This is a genomic window from Blochmannia endosymbiont of Camponotus sp. C-003 (assembly GCF_023585685.1).
Taxonomy (GTDB): domain Bacteria; phylum Pseudomonadota; class Gammaproteobacteria; order Enterobacterales; family Enterobacteriaceae; genus Blochmanniella.
In genome coordinates, this window is the sequence record NZ_CP097764.1 from 481,545 (window position 1) to 500,497 (window position 18,953).

An 18,953-nucleotide genomic window follows, 5' to 3' on the forward strand; every position below is an offset into this window, starting at 1 on the left:
TCATTGTATGACGACGTTAAATCAGGTTCATACTTATAATATTGTTTAATCGTATGAAATTTTGGCAAATATTAGTTCTAATGTTTACGTTCAAAACAAATATTGTTCTTGGAGCATTAAAAACAATCGATAAAATCGTAGCATTAGTAAATCATAATATTATTTTAGATAGTGATGTCAGAAACAATGTGTATACAATTCAAAATAACATCTCTGATACCCACAACAATATATTACAAGATATTTCATATTATCAACAAATATTAGATCAATTAATCATAGATAACCTCGTCTTACAGATTTTTGATCAACAAGAAATTATTAAGATTAATTATAATCAACTTAACCAAATGATTAATTGCATTTTAAATTTATATGATATGACATTCGATCAGTTTCATTCATATTTATATAATATTGGATTAAGTTATGAAAAATTTTATTTCCAACAATACCAAAATATGATTAAAACAATGATATGTGATCATGTTATGCATGATCGTGCTCATGTATTAACAAATGAAATAAATGAAATTGCCAAAACATCAAATATTATTGATTTTAACAAACAATTTAAATTGAAGCACATTATATTTTCATTACCAATACAACCCACTCAATACCAAATAGACAAAATAGAAGATTTTGCACGATTATTAATTGAAAAAAAAGAATTTAACAAAAATATCAAAGAATTGATGCGAACATATTCCAATAAAAATATTATTCAAATAATTAAAGTGCACGAAACAGAATGGATTTCATGGAAAGACATACCAATCATTTTTGAAAAACATTTACACACTACCAAAAAAGGTGATGTTGTCGGTCCAATTGTATCTTATGATGGAATACATATCATAGAAATAAAAGATATACGTCATAAACAAATTATACTACCTGTTACTAAAGTTACAGCAAAAATATTTGGTATTAAAAATTCGTGTAAAAATATAAATATAGTGGAAGAATTGTTACAAACCAAAGAACGAATGGAGAAAAGTAATATTACATTTGGAATGATTGTTAAAGAAAAATCAAAAGATATATATTGTAATCACTATACAGAAAATATAGTATACAAAGATTTAGATGATTTAGAACCATCAACTCGAAAAGTTTTAAGTTCTTTAAAAAGAAATGAAATTAGCATACCAGTATACACTTCTTTCGGATGGTGTTTAATTCAATTAATAGATATATCTGTACTGGATTATAATGAAATAATATATGAACGTGCTTATTTATATTTATTAAATAAAAAATTTCATGAAATTATGAAAAATTGGATTCAAGAATTACGATCCGAATCGTATATTAAAATCATCAACTAAAATGAAAAAAAAAAATAAACGATTTCGACGCATTGTGATTACTACAGGGGAACCAGCTGGGATCGGTCCTGACATAATCATTATGAGCGCGCAAAAAAAATGGCCTGTAGAGTTAGTCGTGTGCGCAGATCCTAATTTGTTATTAGATAGAGCGAAGCAAATCAATGTACCTTTAAGACTCCGTTCTTATCATTCTAAAAAATTAGCGTCTCCTTGTGTGTCCGGAGAATTATCTATATTAAAAATGTTACTGCCACAACAAGTTACACCTGGCCAATTGAATGTTAATAATAATAATTATGTTATTGATACTTTAACACGAGCATCGCAAGGATGTTTAAATGGGGAATTTTCAGCATTAGTGACAGGCCCTGTACATAAAGCTATCCTTAATAAAGGAAATATAACATTCAGTGGGCACACTGAATTTTTATCTCACATAAACAAATGCAAAACCACTGTAATGATGTTAATCAATAGCACATTACGTGTTGCTTTAGCCACTACTCATATACCTATACTATCTGTTCCAAAAATGATTACTCAACAATCTCTTTGCGATACTATTCCCGTTCTTGCTCAAGGATTAAAAAAATATTTTGGAATTGCATACCCTAAAATTTATGTATGTGGCTTGAATCCACACTCTGGAGAATCCGGCTATATAGGACAAGAAGAGATTAAAATTATTATACCTGCTTTAAATATTTTAAAAAAAAACATTAATTACGAACTAATAGGACCTTTATCAGCTGACACAATATTCCAAAAAAAGTATATGCAACATGCAGATGTAATACTAACTATGTATCATGACCAAGGTTTACCTGTTTTAAAATATTCTGGATTTGGTCAATCAGTGAATGTTACGTTAGGATTACCTTTCATTAGAACCTCTGTAGATCACGGTACTGCTCTTGAACTATCTGGAACAGGACAAGCATTACCCGATAGTATGATTATGGCTATTACAGTTGCGATTGAAATGATAAATAATCTTTATGCAAAAAAAATACTATAAAGATCATCTTATCAAGAAGAAATGGAGTCAAGTATTTCTTACAGATCAAAATATTATTGACACCATTGTTAAAACTATTAATCCTAAAAAACATCAAAAAATACTAGAAATAGGACCTGGTTTAGGTGCATTAACTCAACAAATTTTAAATACTGCAGATCTCAATTCCTTAATATTGATAGAACGTGATTTAAACTTGGTCAATCGCCTAATTCAAATATTTGATAAAAAAATCAATATTCTTTATCAAGATATAATGACAACAAATTTTTTTGATTTATCACATCAAGTTGGACAAAAACTACGATTAATAGGAAATTTACCCTATAATATAGCCACAGAATTAATTATATATTTATTTCAATATATTAATGTAATCTATGATATGCATTTTATGTTTCAGAAGGAAGTAGCTATGCGCCTTTACGCAAATCCCGATAGAAAAGAATATGGAAGATTAAGTATAATAACACAATATCATTGCAAAGTTATTCCATTGTTAACGATACCATCAACTTCTTTCTTTCCTATCCCAAAAGTAGAATCTATGGTTGTAAGTCTACTCCCCCACATAGACACTCCGTATCCAATCGTTAATATAGAAAAACTATCTTTTCTGACAAAATTAGCTTTTAGACAAAGACGAAAAACTCTTCGAAATAGTCTATCTACATGTTTTAACACAAAAGAAATTATACAGACAGGAATAAATCCAGAGTTGCGAGCAGAAAATGTCACTATTGATCAATACTGCATACTAGCAAATATGTTAAATATAAATAGAAAATAAACTTACTTACATAATGTATTATTGTACTACATACAACTATTTTGTAATTGTATTTTAACTGAAAAATGGCTATACATTCCATCTTTATTAGGTTATTGTATATGATTGATTTATGACTTATTTATGTAAATAATCATAAGTCAATGTCATAATGATATAAAACTTAATTAATAAATACAAAAATGTTTAAAATGAATCAATCTTTATTGTAATGAGCAGTTATGTATTAAATAAAGCATATTTTCATATTTTATAAGATATATGTTTTGTTGTATGAGTGGTGCTTTTTAAAACAGAAACTTTATACTTATACAAAATATTAAAAATATTATGATATATATGTATTTGATCAATTTTTATTATAAAAATATATAATAGCCAAATGTCTACTTATTTTATTGGAGATGTTCACGGGTGTTACAAACACTTACAAACAATACTAAACCATGTATGCTTTAATCCTAAAGTTGATACCCTACATTTTACCGGAGATTTAATCGCCAGAGGACCAAATTCATTAGAGGTATTACGTTTAGCCTATGAATTGAAAGACAGTGCGTATCTAGTATTAGGGAATCATGAATTACATCTATTAAAAACATATTTTGGAATAATAGACTGTAATAAAAAACGCACAGATCAGTTTGATGCTATATTCAATGCTTCAGACATAGAAGATTTGATTAATTGGTTACGTCATCAACCTATGTTATTTATAGATGAAAACAATAAAATATTAATGACCCATGCAGGTATTAGTCCTAGTTGGAACGTTAACGATGCTAAAAAATATGCTAAAGAAATAGAAAAAATTTTAGTTAGTGACCATTATTTTTTACTTTTTAAAAAAGATATACATAACAATATATCCGATACGTATCACATTAATGATAATAAATTAAAACAAATACAAGAAAACATTAATGTATTCACACGCATGCGTTATGTTGATTTAAATGGAAAGTTAGATTTGAAATATAAAGGTATCCCTAAAGATGCCCCAGCATATATATATCCGTGGTTTTCTTTAAAAAACAAATTAATTGATCCCACATATAGTATAATTTTTGGGCATTGGGCATCTTTAGAAGGCACAAAAATTCCATCTGGTATTTATGGATTAGATTCTGGTTGTTGTTGGGGAGGGGCTCTGACTTTATTGCGATGGGAAGATAAAAAAATTGTAAGCATACCTTGTACTCTACCTGATTAACTTAAAAAATAATCAAACTTTAGAGATTATTTTTACATATTCTTACCATTTTTAATAAATTCGCATCATATGATTTCATTACTCTTGAAAGACAATTTATTGATTGATCTACAAATATTAGCTGAATTAATTAATATAACTGAATATCTTAATTATTAACCATAATAGTCTAGTCGTCACTTGTAACGTTCTAAAATAGAAAATTGTAGATAACAACAGTTTTCTCTAATTTCATAAAATTTATTAAAAACAGATCTCCATTCTCTTATATCATAATCAGGAAACCAAGCATCGCCATCAATTTCAACGATATTATGAATATATGTTAAATACAAGCGTTGTGCGTAAGGTAAAAAAATATTATATATTTCACTTCCTCCAATCACCATGACTTCAGGTGTATTTTGTATTAATAATAAAGCTGAATTTATATTGTCAGCTACAAAAACACCATTATAATTATTTAATAGATTACGACTTAAAACAATATTTAGTCTATTTAATAACGGTCTTTTTCCTATAGACTCAAATGTTTTACGCCCCATAATAATTGGCTTATATGAAGTATGATACTTAAACCACTTAATATCCATAGGTAAATACCAAGGAATAATATTTTTTCTTCCAATTATATGATTGGTAGTCAACGCAGCAATTAAACTAATAATCATTAAGCACAACATTCAAGTTTATATTTAAAATTAATAATACTTTTAATAAAATCTATAATTACTAAAATACACAGAGTATAATTGTGTAATTAATATTAATGAATCAATGACAGCTTTAATGTATTATTTTGGCATACATACATACATACATACCCTGAATTGATACCACATGTTCTGTAGTATCAATAATTAATGACACAGCTGTAGCAAAACTTCCGTTTATTATAGTAATAACATAATAAACTCCATATTTAATATTCCAAGTGCCCTGATTCCAAATATATCATTAAGAAATACTTACTTTATGAAAACAATCAAGATCAAATCTATTTAATAAACTAGGAAAATCATGAGTCTACGCAATGCTAAATTAATAAATATAGCGCCAAATATATTCATCACGAGTAACAATATAGCCGTGTTATATGCCCTTTTTTCGTATTAAATGAGTCAATTGACGAGTATCTACTTCTCTAGCAATTCCAACAATATTTTATTGTATTAAACAATTTAAAAGAGTTAATGTATAATGAAAATTACTAACAATTATTGCTAGGTCATGAATGATTAGCCCGCTTACTTGGATACAGAAGATTTATTATCAAATTTATTAGTCCCAATATTCCCAATATGAGGACAAGTCAATCTTACTATTTAGTATGCATATATAAGAAGGATCAGTAATTGTTTATTGATAGCCAGTTATTGATTGATGTGTGTTGAAGAACACTATTTCCCCTATCGTTTCTCCTTCTGATCCTATTATTTAACCATAAAATCGATTACCATCTTCTAGTACCAACAACACTGATGTCATTACAATAACTCTATCTTAATTAGTAAATTGATTCATCAAATGTATGATTTATATTTTATTGACTAAAGAAAATTAATTAACTAAATGTTTAACTAATATTACCATCATACTAGATTAAAATAAAACATATGTAAATAAAATCTACAACGTTTTATTTATTATAAATTTTAAAAATTTTTAGTAGCATCAAATATGTATTCATATTTCATATATGAATACATATTATTTACTGTCATCTATTTCATCATCATGATGTGTTCATTTCTAAAATATCGCTTACATCAAACAATCCGATTTTATCATGCCCTATCCAAAGAGCAGCGCGCAATGCTCCATGAGCGAATATTAAACGATCCGATGCTTTATGCGTGATTTCTAAACATTCTCCTAGTCCTGCAAATAACACAGTATGTTCTCCAACGACATTTCCAGCACGTATCGAATGAATTGGTATATCTTCACAAGCAGATGTTGGTGTGTACGACGTTGGAGCATCAAAATTAAAATCCATAATTTTATTATTATTGGAACGAACGGATCGCAATGTATTTACAATAATGTTCTGCATTGTTAAAGCAGTACCAGATGGTATGTCACGTTTCTTGTTATGATGAGTTTCAATAATATTGATATCTGAAGTACTACCTATGATTTGAGTAATCCTATGTAACAGTTTAAATATTAACGCTACACCTATACTAAAATTAGAGGAAAAAACAATTCCTATTTTATGGGATGCATTTAAAATAAGATTCTTATGTATCTTATTAAATCCAGTAGTTCCAATAACTATATTTTTATTGTTATTAACGCAAAATTTTAAGTATTCTACAGATACATCAGGGGCAGTGAAATCAATTAAAACATCAAAATTATCTTTAATTGATTCTAAATTATCAGTAATTGTCACACCTAAAGTATCAGCGTTTATTAATGTTCCAACATCCATTCCACAAATATTAGTATTTAAACGTGCTATGGCAGCTCCTAAAACAATCTCTTGACTAAATTGTTTTTCTCCTTTAACAATACATTTTACTATTTCTTTGCCCATTCGACCAGTTACTCCTGTCACGGCAATACGAAGAAATGTACCGCTCATAATCTATTACCTTATTAATGATGTTGATTTATTATAGATATAGAAAATCTATGACTCTGATTGGTTCTTATATATTGCGCACAGTAGAATAAAATATAAAAATTATTAATAAATTTTAGTAATTATTATTTTATATAATAAAACACAATTAAACAACATTTCACGTTATTTTTAATTTTTTATAATCATTTTTTTACGTTCAATACTTAATTTTACTGCCATGATAAAACTAAAAAATACACTATTATTGTGAATATACTAAATTTTAGGTATATCAAAAAATATGTTTTCTTCCTGTCCGACCATTTCTTCAACAACAACATGATCTGGACTTAACAGACGTAATTTTTCAATAACTTGGAGTACTAAAATATCTGGAGCTGATGCCCCAGCAGTAATACCAATGTTATTTATTCCATATAACCAATTTCTTTGAATATCATTAGCATGACCAATTAAATATGCACTCTTTCCAATACGACGTGCTAGCTCCATTAATCTTACAGAATTAGATGATGCCATTGATCCCACAACAAATATCATCTCTACCGCCAGAGCTAAATTTTTAAGAGCATTTTGTCTATTAAATGTAGCGTAACAAATATCATTTTTTCTAGGACCTAGAATATTAGGAAATCTTCTATTCAAAATTGCTATAATTTCTGCGGCATCATCTATCGACAAAGTTGTTTGTGTTACGAAAAATAAATGATTTGGATGATTAACTTGCACTGACCAGGCATCTGATTGAGATTCAACCAAATATATTTTTTGTTCAGAATTTATAGGAACATATTGCCCCATAGTTCCCTCTACTTCTGGATGACCAGAATGACCTATTAATATTACTTCCATATTATTACGATTCGCTAGAGCAACTTCTTTATGTACTTTAGTTACCAATGGACAAGTAGCATCAATTACTATTAAATTTTTAATTTTTGCCTGTTCTCGTATCCTTTTTGATACTCCATGAGCAGAAAAAACTAAAACCGATCCATTCGGCACCTCATCTAGTTGCTCAACAAAAATAACACCTTTATTAGATAATTGAGCGACTACGTAACTGTTATGCACTAACTCATGTCGCACATAAATTGGCGTGCCATATGTTTGTATAGATTTATCTACAATATTGATTGCTCGATTGACCCCTGCGCAGAACCCACGCGGGTTAGCTAATACAACTTTAATTATTTATACCTCTTCATATTCGTAAGAATATTTAATACTCATATAAAACGACAATTAATTTTAAACAATTTGTATAATTATATTAAAAAAATAACAACATATGTTATGTTTAAAACAATCCCTTGTACATATCATGATGTTAATTTAAGTTATTTTTTAAAAAAATCATAATAGAATCTTCCTGTTAAGATGGTAATTCCTACACAAATTGCTATATCTGCAACATTAAAAGTTGGCCAATGCCAACTTTTAATGTGCAGATCAATAAAATCAACTACTGCTCCGTATAGTATTCGATCAAATAAATTTCCTAAAGCTCCCCCAATAATCATAGAGTAAGATATCCTATAACACCTAGAACGATCAATCAATTTATACAAGGCCACAATAAACGCTACGATCACTAATATTGTTATCCAAACAAATATCCCATGATAATATAAATGAGAATCGGCAAATAATCCAAAAGCTAATCCTGTATTACAAATATAATAACAATTAATGCCGGGCAATACTGATAACACCTCCCCAATACAAATGAGTCTTTACCCAATATTTTGTTCCTATGTTTAAAAACATTAACAACATAGATAACCATAACCATTTTAAATTTTTATAATTATATTTTTTATGCATTAAAAAAACCTACGCTTTTCTCCTGAGCCAACTATGTTAGTAATACAACGAGAGCAAATATTTGAATAATTTTTATATTGATCAATGATATCTAATCTATAATGCCAGCAACGCTGACACTTTTTACCTTGAGCTTTTTCTAAAAAGATTTTCAACCCAGGTATTCCTTTTTGTTCACATTGAGTTACATTAAATTTATTGTAATAATCTAAAACTACAGCTGATGACGTTATTAATCTAAAAGAAAGTTCATGACCCAAGATACGTAATATATTTGCCAGTTCTGGAGTAGCATATAAAACTACACTGGCGTCTAAAGATCCCCCGATAATACCAGTAAGACGCATTTGTTCAACTATTTTACTTACTTCACTTCTGACATTTAAAAAAGTATTCCAATTATCACTATTCATAATTTGTTTTGAACTTATACTAAATAAGCCATCATACCATTCTTCAGTAAATACATATTTTGATCTATTTCCTGGAATATATCTCCAAATTTCATCAGCAGTAAAAGATAAAATTGGAGCAATCCAACGCACCATAGATTCAATAATATGATACAATGCAGTTTGGCAGCTACGACGTTCTTTACTATTTTTTTTCATAGTATATTGTCGATCTTTAATAACATCCAAATAAAACGAACCCATTTCTATTGAACAAAACTGCATAATTCGTTGTATTACATTATGAAAATTATATTTGTTATAATGCGATATTACTTCTAACTGTACAGATAATGCTCGATCTACTACCCAACAATCTAATTCAATCATATTTTCTGGATGTACACAATCTTGTTCTGGATTAAAATCACCAATATTAGCTAAACAAAATCGGGCAGTATTCCGAATACGCCGATACACATCGGTCGTATGTTTCAAAATAGAATTTGAAATTGTCATTTCTTTAGAATAATCAGAAGAGGCTATCCACAATCGTAATATATCTGCTCCGAAATCTTTTATTATTTCCTGAGGGCTAATGACATTACCAAGAGATTTAGACATCTTACGTCCCTGAGCATCTACAGTAAATCCATGAGTCAATACTTCTTTATACGGTGCTTTACCTGTAATTGCGGTTGATATAATTAAAGACGACATAAACCAACCACGGTATTGATCTGAACCCTCTAAATATAAATCTGGTGACTTATTATGGTATTCTAATCTCTCTGGTATTACCGAATAATGAGTAGAACCAGAATCAAACCATACATCAAGTATATCTAACACTTTTTCATATTGATCTATTTCTTCATTTCCTATGAGATCTTCAGTTTTTAAATCCCACCACGCCTGTATTCCACGTTGTTCTACATGTTGAGCGATTACTTCCATTAACTCAATCGTACGAGGATGTAAGATATCGGTTGTTTTGTGAATGAAAAGAGGTATGGGTACACCCCAAACGCGTTGCCTTGAAAGGCACCAATCCGGTCTATTAACAATCATTGTTTCAATGCTAGATTCTCCCTTATTTGGAATCCAACGTACTTTATGTATTGTTTCCAATAATTTATTTCTTAAATTATATTTATCCATACTTAAAAACCACTGCGTAGTAGCTTTAAAAATGACAGGAATTGCATGCCGCCAACAATATGGATAACTATGTTTATAATTGTAATTCACATGTAACAAAGAACCTGATTGACTTAATAAATTTATTATTATGTCATTTGCTTGAAATACTTGTACTCCATCTAACATAGGGTGCACATTAGATACATAACGGCTTGTATCATTTATTATACTAATAATTTTAAGATTATATTTTCGAGCCACAATATAATCATCAACGCCATGATTTGGAGCTATGTGTACTACTCCTGTTCCAGAATCTAATGTGACATGATTACTTAAAACAACAGGGATATCAAACGGCATGAACGGATGATGAAATTTTAACGATTCTAAAGAATTACCTGATGTTTCTACTAAAATCTCCCAAGAAAAACATTGTATGCGTTGCATTACAACATCCACTAAATTAGCCGCAACAATTATATATTTATGATTATTCACTGCAATCAATTGGTAATTGTAGTCTGGATGTACAGAAATAGCCTGATTGGAAGGTAATGTCCAAGGAGTAGTAGTCCAAATCACTAATTCAACGCTATGTTGACATAATTCAACATTGAATATTTTAGAAATACGCATACTATTTACTGCAGCAAAAGCAACATCAATAGCAGGAGAAAAATGGTTATTATATTCCACTTCCGATTCGGCTAGTACAGAGCAACATTGAAAACACCAATGTACAGGTTTTGTTCCTTTATAAAAGTAACCTTTAGATATAACCTTACTTAAAGTACGAATAATATTTGCTTCTGTCTTAAAATCCATTGTCAAATAAGGTCGTGACCAATCTCCTAAGACACCTAACCTTACGAAATCTTTTTTTGTATTTCTATTTGATCTAAAACATAATTACGGCAGATACTTCGAAATTTATTTGGATCAACACTAATTCCTGGTTGCCCTATTAACCGTTCTACTTGTAGTTCGATAGGCAATCCATGACAATCCCAACCGGAGATATAGGGGGCATTATACCCCATTAAGTTTTTATATTTTAGAATAATATCTTTAAGTACTTTATTTACTGCATGACCTAAATGAATCCTACCGTTCACATAAGGTGGGCCATCATGTAATACAAATAATTTTTTTTTGATTTTTTTAAGACGAATTGCTTCGTATAAATTATCTTTATACCAACGTTTTAAGACAATAGGCTCACATACAGGTAAATTAGCACGCATTGGAAATAATGTATGTGGTAAATTCAAAGTATTTTTATAGTTAATCATTTATAAATTATTCCGTTTTATAAACTTTATTTATATTATTAATTTTATTAAAGTAACTACGTACTTTTATTATATCGTTTTTAATTTGATGCTGTAATGTTTTCACGGAACTGAAATATTGTTCATCGCGTATTTTAGACAAAAAAACCACTTTAACATGATAAGTATATAGATTTGTAGATATATTTAATAAGTGTACTTCTAATTTTTGTTGATTTTTTCCAGTAATTGTCGGACAAATTCCCACATTAGCTATACCCGGTAATGGTACGTTAGAAATACCATATACCTCTACTGCATATACACCATGTACGGGTAATCGTTTACCTTGTAATGATATGTTAGCCGTAGGAAACCCAATTCTACGGCCTAATTCATTTCCGCGAACTACACGACCAGAAATACAATAAGAATGTCCCAGTAATAATTCAGCATCCAACATTCTATTTTCCACTAAAGCGACACGTATCGCAGTACTACTTATTCTTTGATTGTTTTCATCAAGATAAGTGGCGACACGTATTACTTCAAAACCTTCATTTTTACCCATTTTTTGCAATAAAATAAAATCCCCTTTTCTAAAAGCACCGAATCTAAAATCATCCCCGATATAAATAAACCGTACGTCTAATTTAGATATTAATATATTTTTAATAAAATTATATGCTTCAATAGCAGCAAATTTTTTATTAAAAGTAATACACAAAATGACATCTACTCCTGCTACACATAAATAATTAACTTTATCTCTTAATCTAGTTAATCGCATTGCTATTATATTAGATAGATACTCGTTAGGTTGTGGTTCAAAGATCATGACCACAACAGGTAATTTCAAAGTGTTTCTTTTTTTTTGTAACTTTTCGAGCAATGCCTGATGCCCACGATGAAATCCATCAAAATTACCAATAGTAAGTATACAACCTTTATGATGGGGTTTTATATTATGTAATCCTCTAACAAATTCCATGTTAAATTCAAATAAATTTTTAAAAAAATATCTATATTTATTTATATATTTTTAAAATACTGACCTTATTTTATTTAATTTAAAAATAATACAATTTAAAAATAGATTTATAAAAAAAGATATTATCTAACGTATAGATAATCGCATTTAAAATAATAAATAACAATTGAAATATACAATTTAAAAATATAACATAATACATAAGTGCAATTAAAATTTTAATATTTGGGGGTATTGTAGATTGGCTAATACTAAATCAGCTCAAAAATCTCTTATAAAATCAAGGAATCAACGAAAGTATAATATAAGCAGAAAATCTATGTTGCGTACTTTTGTAAAAAAGGTATATATAGCAATTGCATCTCAAGATAAAACAACCGCAATGACTGCATTTATTGCTATGCAGAAAATAATAGATCGTCAGGCTTGCAAAGGATTAGTTCATAAAAATAAAGCCGCTAGGTGTAAATCTAGAGTATATGCACGTATTAAATCTATGGGTTGTTAATTGAAAAAATAAAGTAAAAGAGGAGATCATATCATAACAACAAAATTTAAATCATATATTTTAGAAATATCGTTGTCACTCAATCAACGAGTAAGATCATCGAAGAATTTTTTTACGCCATCAAAAAAACTTTTAGATCTAGGACTGTTTCTATTCCCATGAGGTCCTCCGAAACTATTTGACAAATCTTGAAGCAGTTGTTTTTGTATATCATTTAGTTTCACCGGAGTTTCTACTACCACTCTACATAATAAATCCCCGTTACCACCACTTCGAACTGATTTTACTCCTTTTCCTCTCATACGAAATAATTTTCCAGTTTGTGTTTCAGGAGGAATTTTTAATTTTACCCTGCCATCTAAAGTTGGCACTTCAATTTCTCCTCCCAAAGCTGCCATAGAAAAACTAATTGGTACTTCACAATAAAGATTTTTTTCTTCTCGGTCGAAAATTGGATGTTTTCTAATTTGAACTTGGACGTATAGATCTCCTGCAGGTGCACCATTTTTTCCAGATTCACCTTCTCCTGATAAACGTATTCGATCTCCTGTGTTTACACCTGCTGGAATTTTAACAGAAAGAGTCTTAGATCGTTCTACTCGTCCATTTCCACGACATCTGTTGCAAATTTCTTTAATAATTTTCCCGTGCCCATGGCATGTGGGGCATGATTGCTGTACAGAAAAAAAACCTTGGCGTATTTGAACTTGCCCTTGACCATGACATGTCATACAAGTAATGATATCTGAATTTGATCTCGCACCACTTCCACGACATTTCTCACATGCTGATAAAGTTGGTATGCATATTTCTTTAACAATTCCACGTACTGCATCCTCTAAACTCAACTCTATATTATAACGTAAGTCCGATCCTCTACCTGCACGATTTCTTCTATTTCCTCCAAATATATCTCCAAATACATCACCAAAAATATCGCTAAAATCTGCTCCTCCCGAATTTGTTGATGACCCCATATTGCCTGATTCAAACGCTGCATGACCATACTGATCATAAGCTGCACGTTTTTCTGAATTACTTAATATTTCATATGCTTCTTTAATTTCTTTAAACTTCGTCTCAGCTGTAGTATTTCCTGGATTACGATCTGGATGAAACTTCATTGCTAGGCGTTTATAGGACTTTTTGATTTCACGCTCATCCGCATTTTTGGAAATGCCTAAAATCTCATAATAGTCTGATTTAGCCATGGTTTTCTTTATATCCCTTTATATACTTATTAATTTAGCAATACACTTATAGATTCAATATTTTTTAATTGATAATTTTAATAATTAATTTTCTCCTACTCTACATTTATTTTTTTTAAGAATATTATTTTTTGTTCTTTACTTCTTCAAATTCTGCATCTACTACTTCTCCATTTGGATCAGAAGTACTGTTAGTAGCCTGAGATTTAGATTGCTCTTGGTTCTTTTGACTAGCTTCTAATAATTTTCCAGAAACTTTAATTAAAGACTGAATTTTAGATTCAATTTCACTTTTATCTTCATTCTTGATAACTAACTCCAATTCTTTTAATGCGTCTTCTATAGAAGATCTATCATCTAACGATAAATTATCACCAACTTCCGTTAATTGTTTTCTAGTACTATGTAACAAATGATCAGCTTGATTACGAATTTGTACTAATTCTTCAAATTTACGATCTGATTCAGCATTAGCCTCTGCTTCTTGCACCATTTTATTAATTTCTTCTTCATTTAAACCAGAAGAAGCTTTAATAGTAATTTTTTGTTCACGTCCACTATTTTTATCTTTAGCAGATACATGTAAAATACCATCTGCATCAATATCAAAAGTTACTTCAATCTGAGGTATACCACGCATTGCCGCTGCTATTCCATCTAAATTAAATTGTCCTAATGATTTATTATCGCTTGCTCTTTTTCTTTCTCCTTGTAAGACATGAATAGTGACAGCGGATTGATTATCTTCAGCTGTAGAAAAAATTTGACTATGTTTAGTAGGAATAGTAGTATTTTTAGCAATTAATGATGTCATAACCCCTCCCATCGTCTCAATTCCTAATGATAATGGAGTCACATCTAATAACAATACATCTTTTACATCCCCCGATAAAACCCCTCCTTGCACAGCTGCTCCTATAGCAACTGCTTCATCAGGATTGACATCTCTTCGCGGCTCTTTTTGGAAAAATTCAGATACTTTTTTTTGAACAAGAGGCATACGAGTCTGACCGCCTACTAAAATAACATCATGTATATTGGAAACAGATAAATTAGCATCTTTTAATGCTACTTTCAGTGGATCCATAGTACGATTAACTAAATCTTCCACTAGAGATTCTAATTTAGCACGAGTTACTCTAATATTCATATGTTTCGGCCCAGTATTATCTGCTGTAATATACGGTAAATTCACATCAGTTTGATGTGAAGCAGATAATTCTATTTTTGCTTTTTCTGCTGCTTCTTTTAATCGTTGCATTGCTAACGGATCATTATATAAATTAATATGTTGATCTTTTTTGAATTCATTTGCTAAATAATTTATCAAAAGACTATCAAAATCTTCCCCTCCTAAATGAGTATCTCCATTAGTAGACAGTACTTCAAAAGTTTTTTCTCCGTCAACATCATCAATTTCAATAATAGAAATATCAAAAGTTCCGCCTCCTAAATCATATACTGCAATTGTACGATTCCCCTTAGTTTCTTTATCTAGGCCATAAGCTAATGCTGCAGCAGTCGGTTCATTTATAATTCTTTTAACCTCTAAACCAGCAATACGTCCAGAATCTTTAGTAGCTTGACGTTGAGCGTCATTAAAATAAGCTGGGACAGTAATAACTGCTTCAGAAATTTGTTCTCCAAGATAATCTTCTGCGGTTTTCTTCATTTTTTTTAAAATTTCAGCGGAAACCTGAGGAGGCGCCATCTTTTGACCTTTAACATCTAACCAAGCATCTCCGTTATTAGCAGAAATTATTTTATACGGCATGATATTCACATCCCGCTGCACTTCTCTGTCTTGAAACCGACGACCAATCAATCGTTTAATAGCAAACAAAGTATTTTTAGGATTAGTAACAGACTGCCGCTTGGCTGGTTGACCAACCAAAATCTCTCCATCTTGTGTATAAGCAATAATAGAAGGAGTTGTACGATCACCTTCACTATTTTCTAATACACGAGGTTTATTACCTTCAATAATTGCAACACAAGAATTGGTAGTTCCCAAATCTATGCCAATAATTTTTCCCATCTACACATCTCCACTGAAAAATCGATTTAATCATACCATGCACCTGATATGCGGTCAAAACTGCACTTTTCAACCTTGAAACAAGTTTGTTTTCAAAACTTTTCAAAAAAACGTTATATGAATTTAATATAATCAATTGTTTTTTAACATCACAAATAAAATCATACAACACCCATATAAATAACATAAAAAACTTGTTATTTATATAATATATAATTTTTCATCATTACCCTTCACAAACACCACCTTATTATGTAATCATACATGATTATTAAAATACCATTAGACACATCAATAAATACACAAATATAACAAATATTAGAATTTAATATAAAACATCTATGTTTGTAGTATTTGTATAATATTTTAAGACATTATTCTTAAAATTAGATTACGTAACGAAGAAAAACATTTAGATATTTCATGAGATAATACAGGCAATTTCATACGTTCTTTTAGTATAACTGGTAATATTACTTGTATCTTTTTTTTCAAAAAGTGCTCCACTAATTCTTTAAATTTAACAGGATGTGCAGTGCCAAGACATATACCAAATTCATCAGAATGCAATTTATCACGTAGCAATCGATATGCTACAGCAGTATGCGGTTCAGAAAGATATCCTAAATCTGCAATTTCTTGGACTGTTTTTTCAGTGATAAAATCGCTAACACAACCGTATTCTAATTCTCTAATAGATTTATTTTCTCGAAGAAACAATTCCTCTATTCTAGACCAATTGTTTGGAGAACTTACATCCATAGCATTAGAAAACGTTGAAACAGTAGGACGAGGTTCCCAATAACCATATTGTAAAAATCTAGGCACAGTGTCATTAATATTAGTAGCAGCAATGAACTTTTTTACTGGTAATCCACAAGACTGAGCTAATAATCCTGCGGTTAAATTTCCAAAATTACCACTAGGAACCGCAATCACCAATTTATTACGCACTTGATACGGTAATTGTGATACTCCTTCAAAATAATAACAAATTTGAGCTAACAATCGACCAATGTTAATAGAATTAGCAGAATTTAAATCTAATGCCTGTTGTAATACACTATCATCAAAAGCTTGCTTAACTAAATTTTGACATGAATCAAAATCTCCATTTACTGATATTGTAGAAACATTACCTCCTAAAGTGCAAAATAATTTTTCTTGTAATCTACTAATCTTGCCTCTAGGATAAAGAATTATAACATGTATATTGCTTAAATTAAAAAAAGCATGAGCCACTGCAGCACCTGTATCTCCAGAAGTGGCGGTAAGAATAACCATCGGTTTATCAAATCGATGATTAATATTATTTAACATTTGCGCCATGAATCTACTACCAAAATCTTTAAAAGCTAAAGTTGGTCCATGAAAAAGCTCTAAAACCGAAATATTATCATTTATATGTACTAGTGGTACTGGAAAATTAAAAGCATTTCTAACACAAGTTAATATACTATTTTTTGATAATTCAGAACCAATATACGCAGACAAAATATGTGTGCTACGTTCTATAAAACTCATCTCTAAAAGAGAATTGATTTCAAATATAGAGAATTTTGGAAGATTTTTTGGAAAAAATAATCCCTGCTTTTTTCCTAATCCTTTCAAGAGAGCTTGAGTAAACGTGACTTGTTCATTATGTTGCTTAATATTATATAGTTTCATTCATTATTCACCATAATACGTGCTCCAAGCTTATCTACAAAACAAATTTGAACAAAACCTGAATTATTTTGTAAATAAAAACGTGATAGCCAATCAGAAATATCTTCTATTACATCATGATTATTGCATAATGCAAAAACTGTGGGACCAGACCCTGAAATACCACAAGATATAGCACCTTTTTTCATAACATTATGACGCATATAAGATAATTCCATCGGAAATAATTGCGAACGATAAGGTTCTGCAATAATGTCCTTCATACATTTAATTGCTAAATCTTCTTGATTAGTATGACAAGCATGTATGAAACCGGATAAATATTGACTATGATTGATACAATCTTCACGATCATATTTGTTTGGTAGTACTGATCGAGATGTTGCTGTAGATATTTTAATACCTGGATACGCTATAATCCATAACCAATCATCAAAAATAGGAATTTTCTGGCTGACAGCATTACAATTTTTCAAAATCAAACGCATACTCCCTAAAAAACAAGGCGATACATTATCAAAATGCATTGAACCAGAAACTTTACCTTCCATTTCTCCCATTAGCGCGAGCAGTTGATCTGTATTAAGTGGACATCCGCAATGATAATTCATTGCTACTAATACAGCTACTATGGAACAAGCACTAGAACCTAAACCAGAAGAAACAGGAACATTTTTTTCTAGTGTGATATTTAAACAATATGTTTGTCCTAAAATTTCACAAAACTTTTTCCAACATTGGAATACAATATTTTCTTCTAATTGTGCCGGTAATTGATGATGAAAACATCCTGTATTTTGTAAGCTAAATGTATTAGCATTTTCAATGCTAATACAATCTCCGAGTAAGCTACCATTTATGGGAGAAATTGCCATTCCTAATGTATCAAACCCCACTCCAATATTACCAATAGACGCTGGTGCGTAAACTCTAGTCATACCCAGATACAT

14 protein-coding genes and 1 pseudogene are annotated in these 18,953 nt (G+C 29.9%); 5 read left to right on the forward strand and 10 right to left on the reverse strand.

What is annotated here, in order from left to right; all coding sequences use genetic code 11:
- Positions 1-80 precede the first annotated feature (80 nt).
- The 4 genes from M9397_RS02035 (at position 81) to M9397_RS02050 (ending at position 4,358) form a co-directional block, all read left to right on the forward strand.
- On the forward strand, positions 81-1,334 hold the full coding sequence (locus tag M9397_RS02035; protein WP_250259604.1) for a peptidylprolyl isomerase: 1,254 nt from the start codon (positions 81-83) through the stop codon (positions 1,332-1,334).
- Between the two features lies 1 nt (position 1,335).
- Entirely contained in the window at positions 1,336-2,355 is a 1,020-nt protein-coding gene (gene pdxA / locus M9397_RS02040) for a 4-hydroxythreonine-4-phosphate dehydrogenase PdxA (RefSeq protein ID WP_250226738.1), read from the forward strand.
- Positions 2,336-3,145, forward strand: coding sequence for a 16S rRNA (adenine(1518)-N(6)/adenine(1519)-N(6))-dimethyltransferase RsmA (rsmA, locus tag M9397_RS02045; RefSeq protein ID WP_250259606.1), 810 nt, complete (start codon positions 2,336-2,338; stop codon positions 3,143-3,145). Before pdxA ends, rsmA begins: the two co-directional genes overlap by 20 nt.
- Before the next feature lie 382 nt (positions 3,146-3,527).
- Positions 3,528-4,358 carry a symmetrical bis(5'-nucleosyl)-tetraphosphatase gene (locus M9397_RS02050; protein WP_250226740.1) on the forward strand — a complete coding sequence of 277 codons (831 nt, stop codon included), beginning with the start codon at positions 3,528-3,530 and terminating at the stop codon, positions 4,356-4,358.
- A gap of 176 nt (positions 4,359-4,534) precedes the next feature.
- Here the strand turns inward: M9397_RS02050 and M9397_RS02055 are convergent, their stop codons facing one another.
- The 6 genes and pseudogenes from M9397_RS02055 to ribF all read right to left on the reverse strand — a co-directional run bounded on the left by M9397_RS02055 (position 4,535) and on the right by ribF (position 12,578).
- Positions 4,535-5,029, reverse strand: a complete 495-nt coding sequence (locus tag M9397_RS02055) for a dihydrofolate reductase (RefSeq protein WP_250259608.1) — start codon at positions 5,027-5,029, stop codon at positions 4,535-4,537.
- A 1,064-nt stretch (positions 5,030-6,093) separates the two neighbouring features.
- On the reverse strand, positions 6,094-6,948 hold the full coding sequence (dapB, locus tag M9397_RS02060) for a 4-hydroxy-tetrahydrodipicolinate reductase (RefSeq protein WP_250259610.1): 855 nt from the start codon (positions 6,946-6,948) through the stop codon (positions 6,094-6,096).
- A 258-nt stretch (positions 6,949-7,206) separates the two neighbouring features.
- Positions 7,207-8,142, reverse strand: coding sequence for a 4-hydroxy-3-methylbut-2-enyl diphosphate reductase (ispH, locus tag M9397_RS02065; RefSeq protein ID WP_250259876.1), 936 nt, complete (start codon positions 8,140-8,142; stop codon positions 7,207-7,209).
- A 149-nt stretch (positions 8,143-8,291) separates the two neighbouring features.
- Complete coding sequence (gene lspA / locus M9397_RS02070) at positions 8,292-8,666, reverse strand: signal peptidase II (RefSeq protein ID WP_250259612.1); 375 nt, start codon at positions 8,664-8,666, stop codon at positions 8,292-8,294.
- Positions 8,667-8,777: 111 nt separating this feature from the next.
- A pseudogene (gene ileS / locus M9397_RS02075) lies at positions 8,778-11,608 on the reverse strand (isoleucine--tRNA ligase).
- A 7-nt stretch (positions 11,609-11,615) separates the two neighbouring features.
- Entirely contained in the window at positions 11,616-12,578 is a 963-nt protein-coding gene (gene ribF, locus M9397_RS02080; protein WP_250226744.1) for a bifunctional riboflavin kinase/FAD synthetase, read from the reverse strand.
- A 241-nt stretch (positions 12,579-12,819) separates the two neighbouring features.
- Between ribF and rpsT the strand changes: the two genes are divergently transcribed.
- Positions 12,820-13,086 carry a 30S ribosomal protein S20 gene (gene rpsT / locus M9397_RS02085; RefSeq protein ID WP_250226745.1) on the forward strand — a complete coding sequence of 89 codons (267 nt, stop codon included), beginning with the start codon at positions 12,820-12,822 and terminating at the stop codon, positions 13,084-13,086.
- An 83-nt stretch (positions 13,087-13,169) separates the two neighbouring features.
- Here the strand turns inward: rpsT and dnaJ are convergent, their stop codons facing one another.
- From dnaJ to thrB, 4 genes are all read right to left on the reverse strand, one after another.
- Positions 13,170-14,297 (reverse strand): molecular chaperone DnaJ, encoded by a 1,128-nt coding sequence (gene dnaJ / locus M9397_RS02090; RefSeq protein ID WP_250226746.1) that lies wholly within the window; start codon positions 14,295-14,297, stop codon positions 13,170-13,172.
- Positions 14,298-14,421: 124 nt separating this feature from the next.
- On the reverse strand, positions 14,422-16,335 hold the full coding sequence (gene dnaK / locus M9397_RS02095; protein WP_250226747.1) for a molecular chaperone DnaK: 1,914 nt from the start codon (positions 16,333-16,335) through the stop codon (positions 14,422-14,424).
- 366 nt (positions 16,336-16,701) lie between these two features.
- Complete coding sequence (gene thrC / locus M9397_RS02100; protein ID WP_250226748.1) at positions 16,702-18,003, reverse strand: threonine synthase; 1,302 nt, start codon at positions 18,001-18,003, stop codon at positions 16,702-16,704.
- A complete protein-coding gene (gene thrB / locus M9397_RS02105; RefSeq protein ID WP_250226749.1) occupies positions 18,000-18,941 on the reverse strand; it encodes a homoserine kinase in 942 nt (313 codons plus the stop codon). The genes thrC and thrB overlap by 4 nt, the downstream gene beginning before the upstream one ends.
- Positions 18,942-18,953 lie beyond the last annotated feature (12 nt).

What these genes read in the sequence shown, in the direction of transcription:
- dnaK (WP_250226747.1), bottom strand. Translation starts at nt 16,335, where the DNA reads ATGGGAAAAATTATTGGCATAGATTTGGGAACTACCAATTCTTGTGTT.
- thrB (WP_250226749.1), bottom strand. Translation starts at nt 18,941, where the DNA reads ATGACTAGAGTTTACGCACCAGCGTCTATTGGTAATATTGGAGTGGGG.
- M9397_RS02055 (WP_250259608.1), bottom strand. Translation starts at nt 5,029, where the DNA reads ATGATTATTAGTTTAATTGCTGCGTTGACTACCAATCATATAATTGGA.
- rsmA (WP_250259606.1), top strand. Translation starts at nt 2,336, where the DNA reads ATGCAAAAAAAATACTATAAAGATCATCTTATCAAGAAGAAATGGAGT.
- M9397_RS02050 (WP_250226740.1), top strand. Translation starts at nt 3,528, where the DNA reads ATGTCTACTTATTTTATTGGAGATGTTCACGGGTGTTACAAACACTTA.
- thrC (WP_250226748.1), bottom strand. Translation starts at nt 18,003, where the DNA reads ATGAAACTATATAATATTAAGCAACATAATGAACAAGTCACGTTTACT.
- dapB (WP_250259610.1), bottom strand. Translation starts at nt 6,948, where the DNA reads ATGAGCGGTACATTTCTTCGTATTGCCGTGACAGGAGTAACTGGTCGA.
- M9397_RS02035 (WP_250259604.1), top strand. Translation starts at nt 81, where the DNA reads ATGTTTACGTTCAAAACAAATATTGTTCTTGGAGCATTAAAAACAATC.
- dnaJ (WP_250226746.1), bottom strand. Translation starts at nt 14,297, where the DNA reads ATGGCTAAATCAGACTATTATGAGATTTTAGGCATTTCCAAAAATGCG.
- ribF (WP_250226744.1), bottom strand. Translation starts at nt 12,578, where the DNA reads ATGGAATTTGTTAGAGGATTACATAATATAAAACCCCATCATAAAGGT.
- pdxA (WP_250226738.1), top strand. Translation starts at nt 1,336, where the DNA reads ATGAAAAAAAAAAATAAACGATTTCGACGCATTGTGATTACTACAGGG.